Here is a 16,816-nt window from a genome sequence, read left to right as displayed (position 1 = left end):
TTTTACTACAATTAGTATTATCGTTATAATAAAATTCGCTTTTACAAAATTAATTATATCTTCCAATTAGGAAACCTTTTAATAACGGCGGATATAATATCGGTTTTATAATGTTGTTCCAAATTAACAAGTTTTTGAAACTCGCTAAATATAATTTTTACATCCTCTTCCGATTCGGTTTCTATAAATTTCAAAAGATAATTTTTATCAAATACAAGCTCGTAAACAGTTTTCAAAAGTTTTCTGCCTTGAACTGCAGTTTCTTTATTGTCTAGCATTTTTGACAAATATGATATTACGCTTAATAAACCTATCATTAAAGCGTTTTTATTTATATTAATTTCATTTTTATCGGAATATTCGCCGTCAAGAATCTTTTGAGCAAAATAAACGAAAGATTCGGGATATTCTCTATAATGCAAAAATATATCGTCTATAGTTTTTGATAATATATCGGTTTTATTATCTTCAAATAATTTATTTACGATTAAATAATGATTTTTCACTTGCGGAGAATATAATATTTTTAATATAATATCGTAATATTCGTCTTTTTTTCCTTCCTCAATCGCATCAAGAAATTTATTTCTATAAATTGAAGAAGGCAAAATTTCGTATATATGCGTATAATCGCTAATATTTTTAATCATATCGGAAAGCGAAGGAATATCTTTTTCATTATTGCCCGATATTTTTAAGTATATAGCGCTTACTATTTTTGCGTCATTTTCCGCATTTTTATTTTTTGCCATATTAACAAAATAATCATGCATTTCTTTCGCTTCTTCGGAGTTTAAATTTGGAGTATATACCAAATATTCCATGTATATTTGATATCTTTCAAAGAAGTTTTCCGTCTTATTAAATTTAGCCAAACTCTCGGCATCGTAAGTTTCCGCTTGTTCATTATACAAGAAAGTATTTTTATCGAATTTTACGGTAGTAGAAGCGCGAACGGATTTTTTTGCCGATTCAAGCCATTTAGAATATGAAGCTTCTTTTATAACAGTATTAGGAGTAGAAGTTAATTCTTGTTTCAAATCTTTTGCGCTTATAGTTTTTCTATATTTTAAAATTATAGTTAAAAATTCTGTAGGATTTTCTTCTGCAATCTTTTTTAATTCGTTAAGTTTATACGCCTTATAAACATTTATATCGTCTTCAGGCAAAGTAGTAAGAGATTGAATAGCCATATCAAAAGTCATTTTTCTTTCTTCTTCCTGCGAAACGAATTTTATTTTAAGTTCGTCTATAGTTATAGCTTTAATTTTTCCAACGCCAAAATTTCTATGAATAACATATTTGCCAACATCGTATTGAATATATTTTTCAAAAATTTCAATGCAAGATTTTGGAGGTTTATTTACATTGGTTATAGCGGAAATTTCCTCTATTTTTTCAAAAAACGAATGATTAGGATGTAAAGCTTTATAAACATCGACTAATCTATGTCTGAAAAATTTTGCTTTTTTATTATTTTGAGCGACTATTGACTGCTCATAATTAAGAAGATTTTTAATAGTTTTCAAAGCTTCGTCATATCTTGCATTTTCAAAATAATAGAAAAATATTATCTTCCAAACATCAATCATAATATTAGCGTCAACAAGTTCATACAAAGAAGATTCGTATTTTAGCAAATAATTATAATTGTCAGGTTCGTATTCCAAAACTTTTTTAATATTGCTTTCGGCGTTATTTCTCTTTCTTATAAGATTTCTTTCAAAAGCTATTTTATAATAATGAACTGCGCTATTTATATCTCCCGCGGTTTCTTTAATATGCGCTATTTTTTCTGGAAGTTCTGGATTTGAAGTGTCGAATTTTATTAATCTTTCCCAAACTTCAACGGCATCCGTTTCTCTATTTGAAATTTGATAATAATTTGCCAAATATCTTAAAGCGTAATCGCTCTCGTAATATTCGTCCACAATTTTTTGTGCTATATATTCTACAATATTCCATTTTTTTGCATTCTTAAAAATACCTAAAAGTTTATCCAAATGCATATCCGAATAATTTTCAATTTTCAAATTTAAAAATCCGATTGAATATAAAGCGGATATATGCTGCTGATTTTTTTCAAGCTGCGTTTTTGCCGTATCTATAGCGGAGTTAATTTCGTTTTTATCGTTAATATCGTTTATTATTCCGCTTAAATCCGTAAAGTATTTAATCGTATAATTTAATAAAGGTTTTCTTGTAAAAGTTTCTTCTGTAAAAGTGTTTTCTAATTTTTCTAAAGCTTCTGACATAGTTTTACCTCTTTTCTAATTTATTTATATAATATCTTAATAAATCTTCGTCTATAGCCGCCATTTTTCTTGCTAAAATTTCTATCTCTTCCCTATCCGAACTATTATGCCTCATTATAAGGCAGGCTGTAAGGAAAGCGTATGAAGATAAAAGTTTTGGAGCGGTTTTATCTCTCAATTTAAATTTTCTATAATCCGCTTCAAGTCTTGAAATATTTTTTCTTAATTCAATTTCCTCTTCTCTGCTTAATTCCTTTTTTATATCTAATATATTCATAAGTTCGCCATAAGCGCTCATCCAACTTATAATTTCTTCTTGACTTCCGTTATGAATTCCTCTTTTTATTATTATATCTCTAATTTCTCTAACGGCTTCTATTGTAATTTTTTCAAATTCTATATTTTGAGGTCCATAAAACAAAGCCTCTCTAATATACATTTTAGCTTTTTTTTCATCTCCCAATTTATGATTAATTTCAGCGATAAAGCCTAAAGTATTTGAATTATAAGGTTCTATAGTATTCAAATATTCATAAGCCTTTAAGCCTTTGGAATAATCCTCCAATTCTATAAACGCATTTGCAAGTAAATGCAACTCATCCTTTCCGTTAATATCTTCGGGACTTTTATTCATTATTAATTCTATTATTCTATTATATACAAAATAATGAATAGCCTTTATCGATATTAAATCGCCTTTATAATCTTTATCTCTTATAAAAATACAAAATTTCTTATAAGAAGAATCTAAAAATTTACAATATTCTGCCCAATCTTCTTTAAGTTTTTTATTTAAAATATCAAGCCTATTTATCCAAAATTTTACGCATGAGATATTCTCATACAAATCGGCATACTCAAAATCCATAGCCATTATTCTGTCAAAGTCTTCCATAGACTCTTTAAATAAGCCTTTTTTCAACTTACCTTCTATCATAAAGAAAATATCTTTAACAGATTCTTTTCTTGAAAAGAATTCCTCATTCATACGGTTTAAATAAACTGCTCCTCAAAATAAAAATCGTAAAGATACGCGGGCAATGATTATAGTATAATGCAATATTACTAAATTGTCAAGTCAAATTATTTCAAATTTACATATTATTTATTTATAATATTAAAATTTAAATCTTATCAAAATTATAAATATTAAGAATATAATATTAAAAATAATATATAATAAATCTTTTATAGTTATATAAGATTCGTATAATCTCGTTTTTTTATAAGGCGCTCCATATCCTCTAATTTCCATAGCGATTGCCGTTTTTACGGAAGACTGAATAGAAGACACAACTATAGGTATAAATAGATTTGTTATATTATATATTTTTTCTTTAACGGACATTAAATTATAATCTAAACCTCTAGCTTTTTGAGCTTTTTGTATTCTTAAAGCCTCGTCTTTTATTAACGGAATAAATTTTAATGATAAAGCTATTATTACGCTTATATTTTCTATAGGTATTTTAAAATATTTAAACGGATAAAATATTTTTTCTACTGCAAAACCTATATCCATAATATCCATAGACGAAAGCATTGCGGAGGCTAAAATAATAATTCCAAAAAATCTAAAAATTGAATTAGTTATATAATTAATATCTTTATTTATAAAAAAATAATTTATTAAAATAATTGAAAGCAATAACCATATAGAAGCAAAAAATATTTTTATTAAATTTTTAACTTTTACGCCGACTAAAATTATATGAATTAAAATAGCTATAAAACAAAATAAAGTTTGAATAATATTATTCATTATAATCAAAGATATTGTTAAAAATAAAGTCGATAAAAAAATAGTTCTTGGGTCAAATTTTTTATTAATCATAATCTATACTCTTTAATTATTATAAAATAATTTTTTTATTAATTCGCTATTAGTTTTTATATTATCTATATTCTTTACGCCAAATTTTTTTAACTCTTCAATGTATTTATAAATTTCGGGTTCTTTAAGTCCGTAATTATTTAGCGTTTCTTTAGAAAATAGCAAATCTCTTGGATTTCCGTTTATAAATTTTTTATTTTTATTCAATATTAAAACCGTATCTCCATATTCTATTATATCTTCCAATATATGCGAGGATTGTATTATAGTTAGTTTAAAATTTTTATTAAGACTTTTTAACGAAGACATAAATATTTTTTTACTTTCAAAATCAAGCCCAGCCGTAGGTTCGTCTAAAAATAATATTTTAGGAGACGATATAAAAACTGATGCTAACGCTATCATTCTTTTTTGTCCGCCGCTAATTTCAAACGGAGACGCGTTCAATAGTTTTTTGTCAATTCCTCATTTTTCAAGTATTTCGTTTAATTTAATTTTTATCTCTTCGTTATTAACTTTGTTTCTTTTTAAGTTAAAAGTTATCTCTTCTTCAACCGTATTATTAAAAAAAATTTATTTAGGGCGTCCAAAACCGAAACCAAAAAACAACTCAAAAACTAATGAAGAAAATTTATATTTATCGTATCCATATATATTAGTGTCAGATTTCAATTTATCCATATCGAATTCCATACCAAAATTATAAAGTAAATTTGCTCCAATCTTAAAAGCCCAAAGCTCCGACATATAGAAATTTTTCTCAAAATTTAATTTTATATATGGCATTATGGGAACTTTATACATATAGGATACTTTCTTAAAATCGAATTCATTTATACCTACATATTTTCCCAATCCTGTCGTTATTTCTTCTCCCCATATATTATTTTTTCCTTTGTGTTTTACTGCGCTATATAGCGGTAGAAAAACACCAGCGCCTATCCCGAAAGATATACCGTTATTAAAATTGAGTTTAGGCAATATCCCCAATATTAAATTATGGTAATGAAAAATATCTTTATATTCAGCCAAATGTTCATATTTAGCTATATCTTCATCTTTATATTGTGTCCTATATCTCATATAATAATTGTATCCCGTTTCAAATAGAATACTTACGCTATTTAAAGCTCCCATATTCTTAATATCAAAATTAGCACCTATATCTAAAAAGGCGTTTGCATAAAGTCCGCTGTCTAGTCTACTTCCATTTTCGCTTGGAATAGTATCAAGTCCTTCAGTATAGCTAAACTCCATAGAACCGCCTACTCCTCCGCCAAAAGAAATTTCAAGGTTAACAGAGAAAGCTACGCAGGGAAATATAAATATTATTAAAAATATGTTTTTTAGTATTTTCATTTTATACTCCTTTCATATCATAAAACTATAAATTACTTTCACAAAAATACCTCGTTAATTTCTATTTAAATTATTTAAATAACGAAGTAATCCAAATTAATTTTTAATTAAATTATTCTACTGTTTTAATCAATAAATCGCTTGTATCATCTTTATTTGAAATAGGATTTTTATTTAAATCGCTGTCTTCTTTTTTATCGCCTTTAACGGTTTTATCGTCTTTGTTTTTTTGACTTTCCAAATATTCGTTAAGCTCTTCTTTTACTTTATCGATTCCGCCCATATTTAAATTTTCTCTTATTTGTATTTCAAGTTCTAATCTCATTTTAGTGTCGGATGCAAGTATTTCTCTAACCTTTTCTTTTCCTTGCGCTATTTGTTCTCCATTATAATAAAACCAAGCGCCGCTTCTTGTTATAATTTTCGCTTCCATTGCCAAATCGATTAATAAACCTTCGGTAGAAATTCCATGCCCAAATATAATTTCCAAATTGACAACCTTAAAAGGAGCGGACAATTTATTTTTTACAACTTTAATTTTTACTTTATGCCCAATCGTTTCGTCTCCTTTCTTTATCCATTCCGTCCTTCTAATGTCGAGTCTAACGGAAGAATAAAATTTTAAAGCCTTTCCGCCCGTAGTAGTTTCTGTTGGTCCAGCGCCATATCCCGTAGTCGCTATATTCTGCCTTAATTGATTAATAAATATTACCGCGGTATTTGTATTGCTTATTATTGCCGTTAATTTTCTTAAAGCGTGACTCATTAAACGAGCTTGTAAAGCAATATGAGCATCTCCAATATCTCCTGCAAGTTCCGCTCTTGAAACTAAAGCCGCAACCGAATCGACAACGACTATATCAAAAGCTGTAGAAGAAACAACTTTTTCAAGTATTTCTAAAGCCTCTTCTCCAGAGTTTGGCTGCGAAATATATAAATTATCAATATCGACTCCCAAAGCGCTTGCATAAGTCGGGTCTAAAGCATGTTCTGCGTCTATAAATGCCGCATATCCTCCAGCCTTTTGAGCTTCCGCTATTATATGAAGAGTAAGCGTAGTTTTTCCCGAAGCTTCATGTCCGTATATTTCCGTTATTCTTCCTCTCGGTATTCCGCCAACTCCAAGCGCATGGTCTAAAGTTAAAGCTCCCGTTGATATAACATCTACATTAACGGTTTTATTGCTGCCAAGTCGCATAAAAGAACCTGGTCCATATTTCTTATTTATTTGGTCGGTAATCGCATCTATAGCTTCATTTTTACCGTCTTTTTTTATTTCAGTATTTTCTTTCTTTTTAGCTGTAGCCATTTATTTTCTCCAAAATTAAAATTAATATTTTATATTGTATAAAGATACAATATTTTTGTCAAGTAATATAAATAAAAAAATTTTATAATTATTATAAAATCAATACAAACATATTTTATATTATTTTTACGATTAAATAAAGAGATTGATTTATATATAAAATATTTCAGGTTCGGCTCTTCTTTCAAATTCTTCTTTGAAGTTCATTTTAAGGAAAAATAATTTTAAATATATTAACTCATAAAATTTTTATTAAAAATTTATTTATAATTTTATTACATCACAAAACAATGTCTAGCTTTCGTGACTTTATAATTTTTAGTTTAAAATATTAATTAAGAGAAATAAAATCATAGTTTTTTAATTTATATTTTGAATTTGATTTAAATAAAATCTATCAATAATTTTTCTAGAAATTTATTATTTAAAGATTTATAAAAATATAAAAATACTGGGAGTTTTCTATAAAAAAATTATTATTTTATTAATTATTTTATCAGTTTTAATTATTCAATGTTCAAATGAAACTTCGGGCGAAAGTGAAAAGTCTCAAGTTGAAACATAATTTATTGAAGATGACACGGATAGTTTTGTTTATGAGGAAGCAGAAACAAACATTATAAAAACTAATGAAACGAAAGCTAAAATTATTCCTAAAGAAAATAAAAAGTACGAAATAAAAACTAAAACTAAAACTAAAATGAATGAAACCAAAACTAACGAAATTAAAACGACTAACGAAAACGAAGAAAATAAATCTAATGAAACTGTAAGCGAAAATAAAATTAACGAAATTGAAAAAATTGTTTATATAGCGAAAACTGGTAAAAAATATAATCTTGAAAATTGCAGAACTTTGCTAGGTGAGAAGGAAGTTATAAATTTGAACGAGTCCATAAAAAATGAATATGAGGTTTCTAAGATTTGAAAGCCATATTTTATTTAATATAATATAAATTACTTTGAGTTTCTTTATACTGAGGGAACTAGTATCGGAGGATATTCAAATTATCAAAATCATACATATAAAAAAGAACCTCATACGAAAACAATTACATTTAGTAGCTCATCAAATGCCACTATTACTTGATAAGTATGACTTATAGATATAATTTTGAAAAATATAAATAATAAAATCTGATTAATTATAAAAATCATTGCTTAATTGCGGTGTCTTTTTATTCTTTAATTAAAAATCTTTTTATAATATAAACCATATTTTTAGGGTTGAAATTATTACTAATTATAGTATAATAAAAATAAAAGTTCTTTTTAGGGGTAAACTATGATAAAAGTAGAAAATATCACTAAAAGATTCAAAAATCGAACGGTTTTAAAATCAATTTCATTCCAAATTGAAAAAGGCGAATTTGTATCTATAATCGGACCTAGCGGTTGCGGTAAAACCACGCTTTTAAAAATGATTAACAGACTAATAAAGCCAACTTCAGGCAAAATCTATATAAACGGAGAGAATATATACGATAAAGACCCGATAACTTTAAGAAGAAATATGGGATATGTTATACAGCAAAACGGATTATTTCCGCATATGACTATTAAAGATAATATTGAAATTATACCGAAACTTGAAAAAAAGAAATCGGAAGAAATATATAAAAGAACAATAGAGCTTATGAATATGGTTGATTTGAATCCCGATGAATATTTGAATAGATATCCTTCAGAGTTAAGCGGAGGCGAACAGCAGAGAATCGGAGTTGCAAGAGCTTTTGCAAACGATACCGATATAGTTTTAATGGACGAGCCTTTTAGCGCATTAGACCCAATTACGAGAGCCGATTTACAAAACGAACTTTTAAATCTGCAATCGAAATTAAATAAAACTATAGTATTTGTAACGCATGATATGGACGAAGCTTTAAAACTTTCAAATAAAATATGTTTAATGAAAGACGGCGAGATAATTCAATTTGACGAACCCGAAAAAATATTAAAAGAGCCTGAAAACGAATATGTAGAATCTTTTGTAGGAAAAAATAGAATTTGGGATAATCCCGAATATATAAGAGCGCAAGATATAATGACAAATATTAATAATAATTTTGGCATAACGGGATTTTTTACTTTAATTGCAAACAAAGGAAAATATAAAAAAATTCCTAAAATTAAATATGATGAAAATATAACTTCGATACTTAAAATATTGGACGAAAATAAAGCGGAAAGTTTGCATGTTATAAACGAAAATAAAAAAATTATCGGAATAATAACTCAAAATGAACTTGTGGCAATATTAAATCAAAAATTTATTAAAGAGGATGCAATTAAGGAGATAAACTGTTGAATATAATATCGGAATTCTTAATATATGTTATAGAACAGAGAAATGAAATATTTACTCTTTTATTTCAGCATATAAGATTAACCGTATTTTCAGTAATATTTTCAATAATGCTTGGCGTTCCTTTGGGAATATTAATAAAATATGTCAAAAAACTCAATAAACCTATTTTAGGATTTGCAAATATAGTTCAAGCTATACCGAGCATGGCGCTTTTAGGAATATCGATTCCAATATTAGGAATAGGCTCGGCTCCAGCAATATTTATGGTTATATTATATTCTTTACTTCCAATAATAAAAAATACATATACGGGACTTTCAAATATAAGTCCTCAAATATTAGAAGCTGCAAAAGGAATAGGATTAACAAAAACTCAAAGATTATTTAAAATACAAATTCCTTTATCTCTTCCCGTTATAATGGCGGGAATAAGAGTTTCGGCTGTAACTTCGGTTGGTTTAATGACTATAGCCGCTTATGTCGGAGCTGGAGGATTAGGTTATTTGGTATTTGCTGGAATAAGAACTATTAATAATTATCAAATATTGGCTGGCGCAATTCCCGCTTGTCTGCTCGCTTTACTTGTAGATTATGTTTTTTCTATAATAGAAAGATTGGTAACGCCGATTAGCTTGCAAGCAAATGAAACAATAAAAAGAAAAGAATTAGAAGATAAAAGAAAAAAAGATAAAATTATTATATATATCGTTATAATTATCACTCTAATTTTAAGCGCCACTCAAATAATAAAATTAAACATAAATAAGAGAGATACTATAACGGTTTCTTCTTTAATGTTTACAGAACAGTTGATATTAGGAAATATGGTTTCAGATTTAATTGAAGCGAATACGGATTTAATAGTCGATAGAAAATTAGCGCTTGGCGGAACTCAAATAGTTTTTCAGGCTTTAGATAAAGGCGATGTTGATTTATATGTAGATTATACGGGAACAATGTTTGCAAGTTTGCTTAATTATAATCCGACTAACGATTCCGATTTTGTATATAATATAGTTAAAAAAGATATGAAGAGCAAATATAATATTGAAACTTTAGAGCCTTTTAATTTTAATAATACTTATGTTCTTGCCATAAGAAAAGAAACTAAAGAAAGATATAATATTAAAACTATTAGCGATATGAGATTTGCATCTAAAAATTTAAAATTCTGCGGAACTATAGAGTTTATGAATAGAACCGATGGAATAATAGGACTTACAAATTTTTATTTATTAGATTTTAAAGATTATGTCGCTATAGACGATGCTCCAAGATATATTGCTTTAGATTCTAAAGAAGTCGATGTTATAACCGCATTTTCTACGGACGGATTATTAAAAAAATTCTCTCTTATAACTTTGGAAGACAATAAAAATTTCTTTCCGCCTTATTATGCCGTTCCTTTTATAAGAGCCGACACTTTAAATAAATATCCTGAAATTGCGGAGATTCTTAAAAAATTGGGCGATTTGCTTGACGAAGAGACAATGATAGAATTAAATTATCAAGTTGATGAAATGCAGAAAGACCCTAAAGAAGTTGCGCGGGAATTTCTTATAAAAAATAATTTGATATAGTTTTTTTATTTTCATAATATATAAAAAATATATAAACGCTTGACAAAAATATTAAAATAATTTAAAATTATCTCAATTATGGTTAATATATTATTATTTAAACAGTCGCCAGTCGCCAGTCGCCAGTCGCCAGTCGCCAGTCGCCAGTCGCCAGTCGCCAAATTATTTTAAATTTTGCGATTTATTTTTATTGCAAAAAATTATTAAAGTCATATTCAAATTATCTTTTGACTTTGGAAAGTTTTTTTATGGATAAAATCATTTATTCAAATGTTTTTATAGATTTTAATTTTAAAGGAGGTCGTAAATGACTAAAAATTCATTAAACGCTTTAAAAAAGCAAATTTTTAAGAGGTTAAAATTATTTATAATCTCTATAACTTTGATATTTGTTTGCGCCAATAATATTTTCGCTCAAAATATCGAAGAGAAAAAAGAAGAAAAAAAGGAAAATAAAGCTTGGGATTCTGTGAAAGGACGAAGTTTATTCGGCATTAATTTTGCACCAACTTTATATGCGGGAATTTTCAATTTGATGGTAGATAAAGTTAAATTGAGCGTGGAAACTTTTGGAACGACTGCTAATTTAAAAAATTACGCTTTCGGTTTGGGTTTCAGTTATGATTTTGCTCCGCTTAATTTTATGTCGGTAGGATTAGATATAGGTTTTTCTATAGGCGAGATAAAATCGGGCGAAGATAGATTAAGTTTTTACACTATTCCTTGGTCTTTAAATGTAAAATTTTTCGTTTTCAAAAAAGCTCCTTTTGGTTTCTTTTTATCTCCTCGAATTGGCGGAACTGCCGTATCTATGAAAAGTTATGGTCCAAATATAGCGGCAAATGGATTCAACGGTTTTTATTCTCAAGGAGGATTTTATTTATCTTTTGAATTAGGATGGAGAATACAATTATTTCCAAAAAGAGGTGCCGATTGGCCAGTTCAAGTCGGTATAGATATTTCTTTATTTGATATAGGTTATTATGTGGCGCCTTGGACTTCGGCTATGACTTCAACTCAAGAATTTGCAAGTTTAAAACAATTTGAAAAATTTCTTAATATGAGATTGTTATTATTGCCGAGACTTGGAATAACTTTAAGATTTTAAAAATATAAAATTAAAAATTAAGCCTATTCGTATTTTATAACGCGTATAGGCTTTTTTATTCCGAAAATTATTTATATCTTAAATTATTATTTAAAATAAATTAAAATGAAAAATAATATTATAAAAATTTTAGACGAAAAAATATTATACGAAGATAAAAAATTTTATCCAGCTTTTCCAAGTATAGTTTGTCTTGAAAAAAATAAATATTTAATTAGTTTTAGATTAGCTCCAAAAACAGAAAAAAATTATTCTCATTTGCATTCTTTAAGCAAAGCGATTGTGTCGGCAGTTTATAAAAATAAAATTACAAAAATGTTTGAATTAGGCAAAGACGATTGCGCTGCAAAACAGGACCCGCAATTATTTAGAGTAGATAATAAAACAATATTGGCTTATTATTTTAGATATTCTTTTCATCCTATAAACGAAAAAAAATTATTTAAAAATTATACTTTTATAGAATATAATAATTCTATAGCCTTGCTTGACGGAATCGGTTTATGCATAAGCGAAGATAACGGAAAAACTTTTTCAAAACCAAATATAATAAAATTAAATAACGAAATGAAAAATTTTGCCATAAGAGGAAATATGATAAAAATCGGAAATGAAATTTTAGCTCCGATTTACGCTTATAAAAAAACTTCAAATAAAAGCAAAAATGATAAATATCAATGTTATATAATAAGCTCAAAAGATTTTATTAATTGGAAAATTAAAACTTTATTATGCGAAAGCGAAATTAAAAATAATAAAAGAATAGAATATTTTGAACCTTCTTTACTTGCATATAAAAATAATATAATTGCATTTATAAGAACTCATTATAATAACGAATACGGTTATACTTCAATATCGTATTCAAAATACAAAGGAAAAACTTTTTCAAAACCCGAAGCTATAAATATAAAAGGTTATCCTTTAAATCCGTTAATTTTAAATAATAAAAAAATTCTTTTAACTTACGGTTATAGATTAAAACCTTACGGAATAAGAGCGAAGATTTTAGACAAAATTGAAAATAAAAATATAATTGAAAATATTAATAATTCCAAAGAGTTGATAATAGAAGATAAAATAAAAAATGCAGATTGCGGTTATCCTTCTTGCATTAATGACGGTAATAATATAATATGCGTATATTACGGTTGCAAAGAAAAAAGCAATACAAGAAAAATATATTTGAAAAGATTTATTTTAAATTAAAAAAGGACTTATTTATGAAAGATAAAGATATAATGGATATTGAAGTTTATCAAATAAAAAGTAATAAATGGCAAATTATAAAAGAAGAGAAAAATATTATATTAAAACTTTTAGCTTATAAATTATCTTCTTGGGCTGACGACACTTATTTAAAAGTTATTATAAATAAAGAAACAAAATTAAAAAATATAATCATAGAATGGAATTGCGCCGATTTAGTATTTGAAACTCATAAAACTTTTTTTAAATTTGATAATGAGCTTCCCGATAATTTAGATTGTAAGGCAAGCGAAGATAAAAAAAGTTCAATAATTATAGACGCCGATTATGTTTATTATAATTTATTGGATTATAATTTATTAATAGTCCGCTCCTCTCTTGAAAAAAGCAAAACAACAAGAATATTTGATATTAGCAAATTTAGAGAAGTTGTTAAAAATATTAATTAATATAGACAATAGAAATATTTTAATTATGCATTTTGATTTAGATAAAATCATTATTTAAGTAAAAAAATTTCAATTACAAAAAAACCGTCATTACAAAGCTATTACTACTACAAAGTCGGACGGAAGCCAAGCAATACACATTTAATAAAATTAATTTTTAAAATTTAGTTTCGTTAATAAATAAATTTTATTAAAAGTGAATTATTTTCCAACGACAAACTTTAGTCTCACTCACTCGCTATGGTAAAAATTATAAATTAAAGAATAGTAATAATTTGCTATTTCATTGTAAAAAATATAAGGTTTTTGGGTTAAAATATGATTTTTTTATAAAAATCATTAAAAATAATATGTAAAGATTAAAAAAAATTTAAAAAAATTAAAAAAAATACTTGACTTTTTTAAAATAATTCTTATCTTATAAATAGACTAAAAAATAATATCTTATTTAAGGAGTAACTTATGATTACAATCAAAAAAGTTTTAAGTTTAATAGCAATCGCTATTATGATAGCTATCGTTTCGGTAGCTTGCAAAAAGAAGCCTACTGATGCGGGCAATATTTCGGCTTCTATAGAGTCGAGCCAAGAAACGCCTGCGCCAACGACTAAGCCTGAAGAAAATAAGAGCGGTTCTAAATCCGACATCGTTGGAACTTGGAACGGTAAATATGTTCAATTTTGGATTGACGATGCAGGAAATCTAAACTTCGATAATGTTGATACAGAAGGTTTATGGGGCAATAACGCTGGTTATGCGGGATACACAGGAAAAATTGCAGATACTTTTCAATATCCTTATAGCATAACATTATCTTTCACGCCGCCTGCAAAGTGGAATGTGGAGGGAGAAAAAACTAGAACAGGAAAATTCGTATTCACTAGTCCTACAAGCGGTTATTTCACGGGCGGTATAGTTCAAAAAGTTGTATATGGTCCTTACGGTTGGACGACAATAACTCCTGCTGAAGGTAGCGTTACAAAACAAAAATAAATATTTTTAATTTTAAGAATAATCACAAAGGCGTCATATTTAATATGGCGCTTTTTTATTTGTCACTCTGAATACTTAAGATAAAGACTATAATAAATAATCAAATGAAATTGACAAGTATAAATTATTTCTATATACTGTAATATATGTTTAAATTAAAAAAAATATTTTATACAAAAATAAACAGAATAAGAGATAATTATATCGAGGCAAAAAATATTATTAGAGATAAAAATATTTTTTCTAAAATTATAAATTATATTTTCTTTATCCTAAAATGCATTTGGGAGTTTAAATCCGAAATATTAATTGTAATCGCCGTTTGTATATTGATAATGTATTTATTTATTTCAATCTATTCAAAAAAATATATTTATAATTCTATTGAAAAAATTCCATATAACGATGTCGCTTTGGTTTTGGGAACGAGCAAATATTTATATGACGGAAGAGTTAATATGTATTTTAAATTTAGAATGGATGCTGCATACGAATTATATAAAAACGGAAAAATAAAATTTATTCTTGTAAGCGGAGATAATAGGCATATATCATATAATGAGCCTAGACAAATGCGTTTAGATTTAATAAGACGAGGAGTCGATAAAAAACATATATTTTTAGATTTTGCGGGATTTAGAACGAGAGATTCTATTATAAGAGCGAATAAAGTTTTTAGCCTCACTAATTTTACTATAGTCTCTCAACCTTTCCATAATGAGAGAGCGATTTTGATAGCGAGACAAAAAAATATAAAAGCAATCGGATATAATGCGCGCAATGTTAGAAAATTATACAGAATAAGACAGTTTCCGAGAGAAATTGGAGCGAGAGTTTTAATGATATTCGATATTATTTTTAATAAACCGCCGAAATTCTACGGAGATAATATTATTATAGAAGAGCAAAAAGAATTAGCAAATAAAAATAGCAATAAAATAGACAAAAATAAATTTAGATAAGGAGAATTAAATGACATCTCAATTACTTACTCAACTGCTTCAGGCTTTATCTCTGCTTTCCGTTTTATTATTAGTAGGAACTTTTTTAAGAGCGAAAATTAAATTATTTCAAAGTTTATATTTGCCCGCTTCCGTTATAGGAGGTTTCATCGGAATTATAATCTCGCCCGAAATTTTGGGAAGATTTTCAAATTATTCAATTTCTGAAGAATGGATTAAAACTTATTCTTTACTTCCAGGAATATTATCCGTTCCGATATTTGCCGCAATTCCTTTGGGTATGTTTCTAAACGAAAATAAAAATATTAAATCTATGTATCCTTCAAAAGTTTTAATTTGTTTCGGTTTATTTCAATGCGCCTCTATGTCTCAATCGGCAATAGGATACGCTACGAATATGTTTTTCAGTAAAATAAATCCTCAATTAAATATGTATAGAACTTTCGGCTATGAATTGTCTGCAGGATTTGCAGGAGGACATGGACTTGCCGCCGCAACGGGAAAATTGCTTGAAGGTTTCGGCATTCCTCAATGGGAAATCGCTCAAGGAGTCGCTTTAACTACGGCGACTATTGGATTAATCGGCGGAATAGTTTTCGGAATAATATTTATAAATTTAGCCGTTAGAAAAAATAAAACTAAAATTATAAAACGAATTAATAATAACGCTGATAAAAGTATGGAAGTCGGATATAATAAAGATATAAATAAACAAAATAGTTTGGGAAGAGAAACTTTTTTAAGCTCTTCGATAGAAACTATAACATTTCATTTGGCTATCATATTTACGGTATGCGGAATAGCTTATATAGTTTTAAATTTTGTTAAAAAAATGAATATTGCGGGGTTGAATGTTCTTCCCGTGTGGACATATTCAATGATAATAATGTTCGCTTTGAATTTTATAATAAAAAAATTAAATTTAGTTTGGATGGTTGATGTGAAAGTTAAAGCTAAAATTATGGGAACTTTAAGCGATTTTGCAATTGTATCCGCTATGACAAGTTTGCCGATAAAGGCGATAATAAATTATATAGCTCCAATAACCTTTATGTGCATATTAGGTTTTATAATAACTTATTTGCTCGTTTTTCCTCTCAATAGTTTTTTCTTTAAAGAAGATTATTCTTTTGAAAGAGCGATTATATCTTGGGGAACTTTAACGGGAGTATTAATAACGGGAATGACATTATTAAAAATATGCGACCCAGAATATAAATCTCCAGCTTTAAGCGAATTTTCTTTAGGATTTTCTTTAATGTCTGTTACAGGGCTTTTGATTGTTCCAATATTAAATACTGTTTTAGCCGTAGGTTCGACTTTTGACAATTTTATTACGGCGATTATATCGGCGATATTGTATTTTGCCTTTGCGTTTATGGTATCTTTTATAAATAAAAAATCATTTACTAAAAATTAATTTTGTAGTATAATTTATTAAAAAATTATT

At 27.1% G+C, this 16,816-nt stretch carries 15 protein-coding genes; 9 read left to right on the top strand and 6 right to left on the bottom strand.

All coding sequences use genetic code 11. The features are described 5' to 3' along the window. Positions 1-53 precede the first annotated feature (53 nt). The 6 genes from EPJ79_RS11095 to recA form a co-directional block, all read right to left on the bottom strand. Positions 54-2,255, bottom strand: a complete 2,202-nt coding sequence (locus EPJ79_RS11095; protein ID WP_147739535.1) for a transcript cleavage factor — start codon at positions 2,253-2,255, stop codon at positions 54-56. Between the two features lie 4 nt (positions 2,256-2,259). Further along, entirely contained in the window at positions 2,260-3,243 is a 984-nt protein-coding gene (locus tag EPJ79_RS11090; RefSeq protein ID WP_147739534.1) for a tetratricopeptide repeat protein, read from the bottom strand. Positions 3,244-3,372: 129 nt separating this feature from the next. After that, positions 3,373-4,089, bottom strand: coding sequence for an energy-coupling factor transporter transmembrane component T family protein (locus EPJ79_RS11085; protein ID WP_244289107.1), 717 nt, complete (start codon positions 4,087-4,089; stop codon positions 3,373-3,375). A gap of 12 nt (positions 4,090-4,101) precedes the next feature. After that, a complete protein-coding gene (locus EPJ79_RS11080; protein ID WP_244289106.1) occupies positions 4,102-4,536 on the bottom strand; it encodes an ATP-binding cassette domain-containing protein in 435 nt (144 codons plus the stop codon). Between the two features lie 126 nt (positions 4,537-4,662). Next, positions 4,663-5,448 carry a hypothetical protein gene (locus tag EPJ79_RS11075; protein ID WP_147739533.1) on the bottom strand — a complete coding sequence of 262 codons (786 nt, stop codon included), beginning with the start codon at positions 5,446-5,448 and terminating at the stop codon, positions 4,663-4,665. 112 nt (positions 5,449-5,560) lie between these two features. Next, positions 5,561-6,757, bottom strand: coding sequence for a recombinase RecA (recA, locus tag EPJ79_RS11070; protein WP_147739532.1), 1,197 nt, complete (start codon positions 6,755-6,757; stop codon positions 5,561-5,563). A 700-nt stretch (positions 6,758-7,457) separates the two neighbouring features. Between recA and EPJ79_RS11065 the strand changes: the two genes are divergently transcribed. The 9 genes from EPJ79_RS11065 to EPJ79_RS11025 all read left to right on the top strand — a co-directional run bounded on the left by EPJ79_RS11065 (position 7,458) and on the right by EPJ79_RS11025 (position 16,786). Beyond that, positions 7,458-7,685 (top strand): hypothetical protein, encoded by a 228-nt coding sequence (locus tag EPJ79_RS11065; protein WP_147739531.1) that lies wholly within the window; start codon positions 7,458-7,460, stop codon positions 7,683-7,685. A gap of 357 nt (positions 7,686-8,042) precedes the next feature. Beyond that, positions 8,043-9,065, top strand: coding sequence for an ABC transporter ATP-binding protein (locus EPJ79_RS11060; RefSeq protein ID WP_147530059.1), 1,023 nt, complete (start codon positions 8,043-8,045; stop codon positions 9,063-9,065). Further along, complete coding sequence (locus tag EPJ79_RS11055; RefSeq protein WP_208745275.1) at positions 9,062-10,645, top strand: ABC transporter permease/substrate-binding protein; 1,584 nt, start codon at positions 9,062-9,064, stop codon at positions 10,643-10,645. The genes EPJ79_RS11060 and EPJ79_RS11055 overlap by 4 nt, the downstream gene beginning before the upstream one ends. 307 nt (positions 10,646-10,952) lie before the next feature. Then, a complete protein-coding gene (locus EPJ79_RS11050) occupies positions 10,953-11,753 on the top strand; it encodes a hypothetical protein (protein WP_147739530.1) in 801 nt (266 codons plus the stop codon). A gap of 105 nt (positions 11,754-11,858) precedes the next feature. Beyond that, on the top strand, positions 11,859-12,962 hold the full coding sequence (locus tag EPJ79_RS11045) for a sialidase family protein (RefSeq protein ID WP_147739529.1): 1,104 nt from the start codon (positions 11,859-11,861) through the stop codon (positions 12,960-12,962). 14 nt (positions 12,963-12,976) lie between these two features. Then, a complete protein-coding gene (locus tag EPJ79_RS11040) occupies positions 12,977-13,411 on the top strand; it encodes a hypothetical protein (protein WP_147560390.1) in 435 nt (144 codons plus the stop codon). 462 nt (positions 13,412-13,873) lie between these two features. Then, positions 13,874-14,404: a hypothetical protein gene (locus EPJ79_RS11035; protein ID WP_147739528.1), complete on the top strand. Its 531-nt coding sequence runs from the start codon at positions 13,874-13,876 to the stop codon at positions 14,402-14,404. 146 nt (positions 14,405-14,550) lie between these two features. After that, the gene (locus EPJ79_RS11030; RefSeq protein ID WP_147739527.1) at positions 14,551-15,366 is read left to right on the top strand and encodes a SanA/YdcF family protein; all 816 of its coding nucleotides are present in this window, start codon (positions 14,551-14,553) and stop codon (positions 15,364-15,366) included. 10 nt (positions 15,367-15,376) lie between these two features. Continuing rightward, a complete protein-coding gene (locus EPJ79_RS11025; RefSeq protein ID WP_147739526.1) occupies positions 15,377-16,786 on the top strand; it encodes a sodium/glutamate symporter in 1,410 nt (469 codons plus the stop codon). The last annotated feature ends 30 nt before the right edge of the window (positions 16,787-16,816 follow it).

Source organism: Brachyspira aalborgi, assembly GCF_008016455.1.
In the GTDB taxonomy this organism is placed as follows: domain Bacteria; phylum Spirochaetota; class Brachyspiria; order Brachyspirales; family Brachyspiraceae; genus Brachyspira; species Brachyspira aalborgi.
This window is presented reverse-complemented; position numbering and strand designations above follow the sequence as displayed.

Coding starts and splice junctions, on each gene's coding strand:
- EPJ79_RS11090 (WP_147739534.1), bottom strand. CDS start 3,243: ATGAATGAGGAATTCTTTTCAAGAAAAGAATCTGTTAAAGATATTTTC.
- EPJ79_RS11045 (WP_147739529.1), top strand. CDS start 11,859: ATGAAAAATAATATTATAAAAATTTTAGACGAAAAAATATTATACGAA.
- EPJ79_RS11040 (WP_147560390.1), top strand. CDS start 12,977: ATGAAAGATAAAGATATAATGGATATTGAAGTTTATCAAATAAAAAGT.
- EPJ79_RS11050 (WP_147739530.1), top strand. CDS start 10,953: ATGACTAAAAATTCATTAAACGCTTTAAAAAAGCAAATTTTTAAGAGG.
- EPJ79_RS11075 (WP_147739533.1), bottom strand. CDS start 5,448: ATGAAAATACTAAAAAACATATTTTTAATAATATTTATATTTCCCTGC.
- EPJ79_RS11060 (WP_147530059.1), top strand. CDS start 8,043: ATGATAAAAGTAGAAAATATCACTAAAAGATTCAAAAATCGAACGGTT.
- recA (WP_147739532.1), bottom strand. CDS start 6,757: ATGGCTACAGCTAAAAAGAAAGAAAATACTGAAATAAAAAAAGACGGT.
- EPJ79_RS11025 (WP_147739526.1), top strand. CDS start 15,377: ATGACATCTCAATTACTTACTCAACTGCTTCAGGCTTTATCTCTGCTT.
- EPJ79_RS11035 (WP_147739528.1), top strand. CDS start 13,874: ATGATTACAATCAAAAAAGTTTTAAGTTTAATAGCAATCGCTATTATG.
- EPJ79_RS11065 (WP_147739531.1), top strand. CDS start 7,458: ATGAATGAAACCAAAACTAACGAAATTAAAACGACTAACGAAAACGAA.
- EPJ79_RS11095 (WP_147739535.1), bottom strand. CDS start 2,255: ATGTCAGAAGCTTTAGAAAAATTAGAAAACACTTTTACAGAAGAAACT.
- EPJ79_RS11085 (WP_244289107.1), bottom strand. CDS start 4,089: ATGATTAATAAAAAATTTGACCCAAGAACTATTTTTTTATCGACTTTA.
- EPJ79_RS11030 (WP_147739527.1), top strand. CDS start 14,551: ATGTTTAAATTAAAAAAAATATTTTATACAAAAATAAACAGAATAAGA.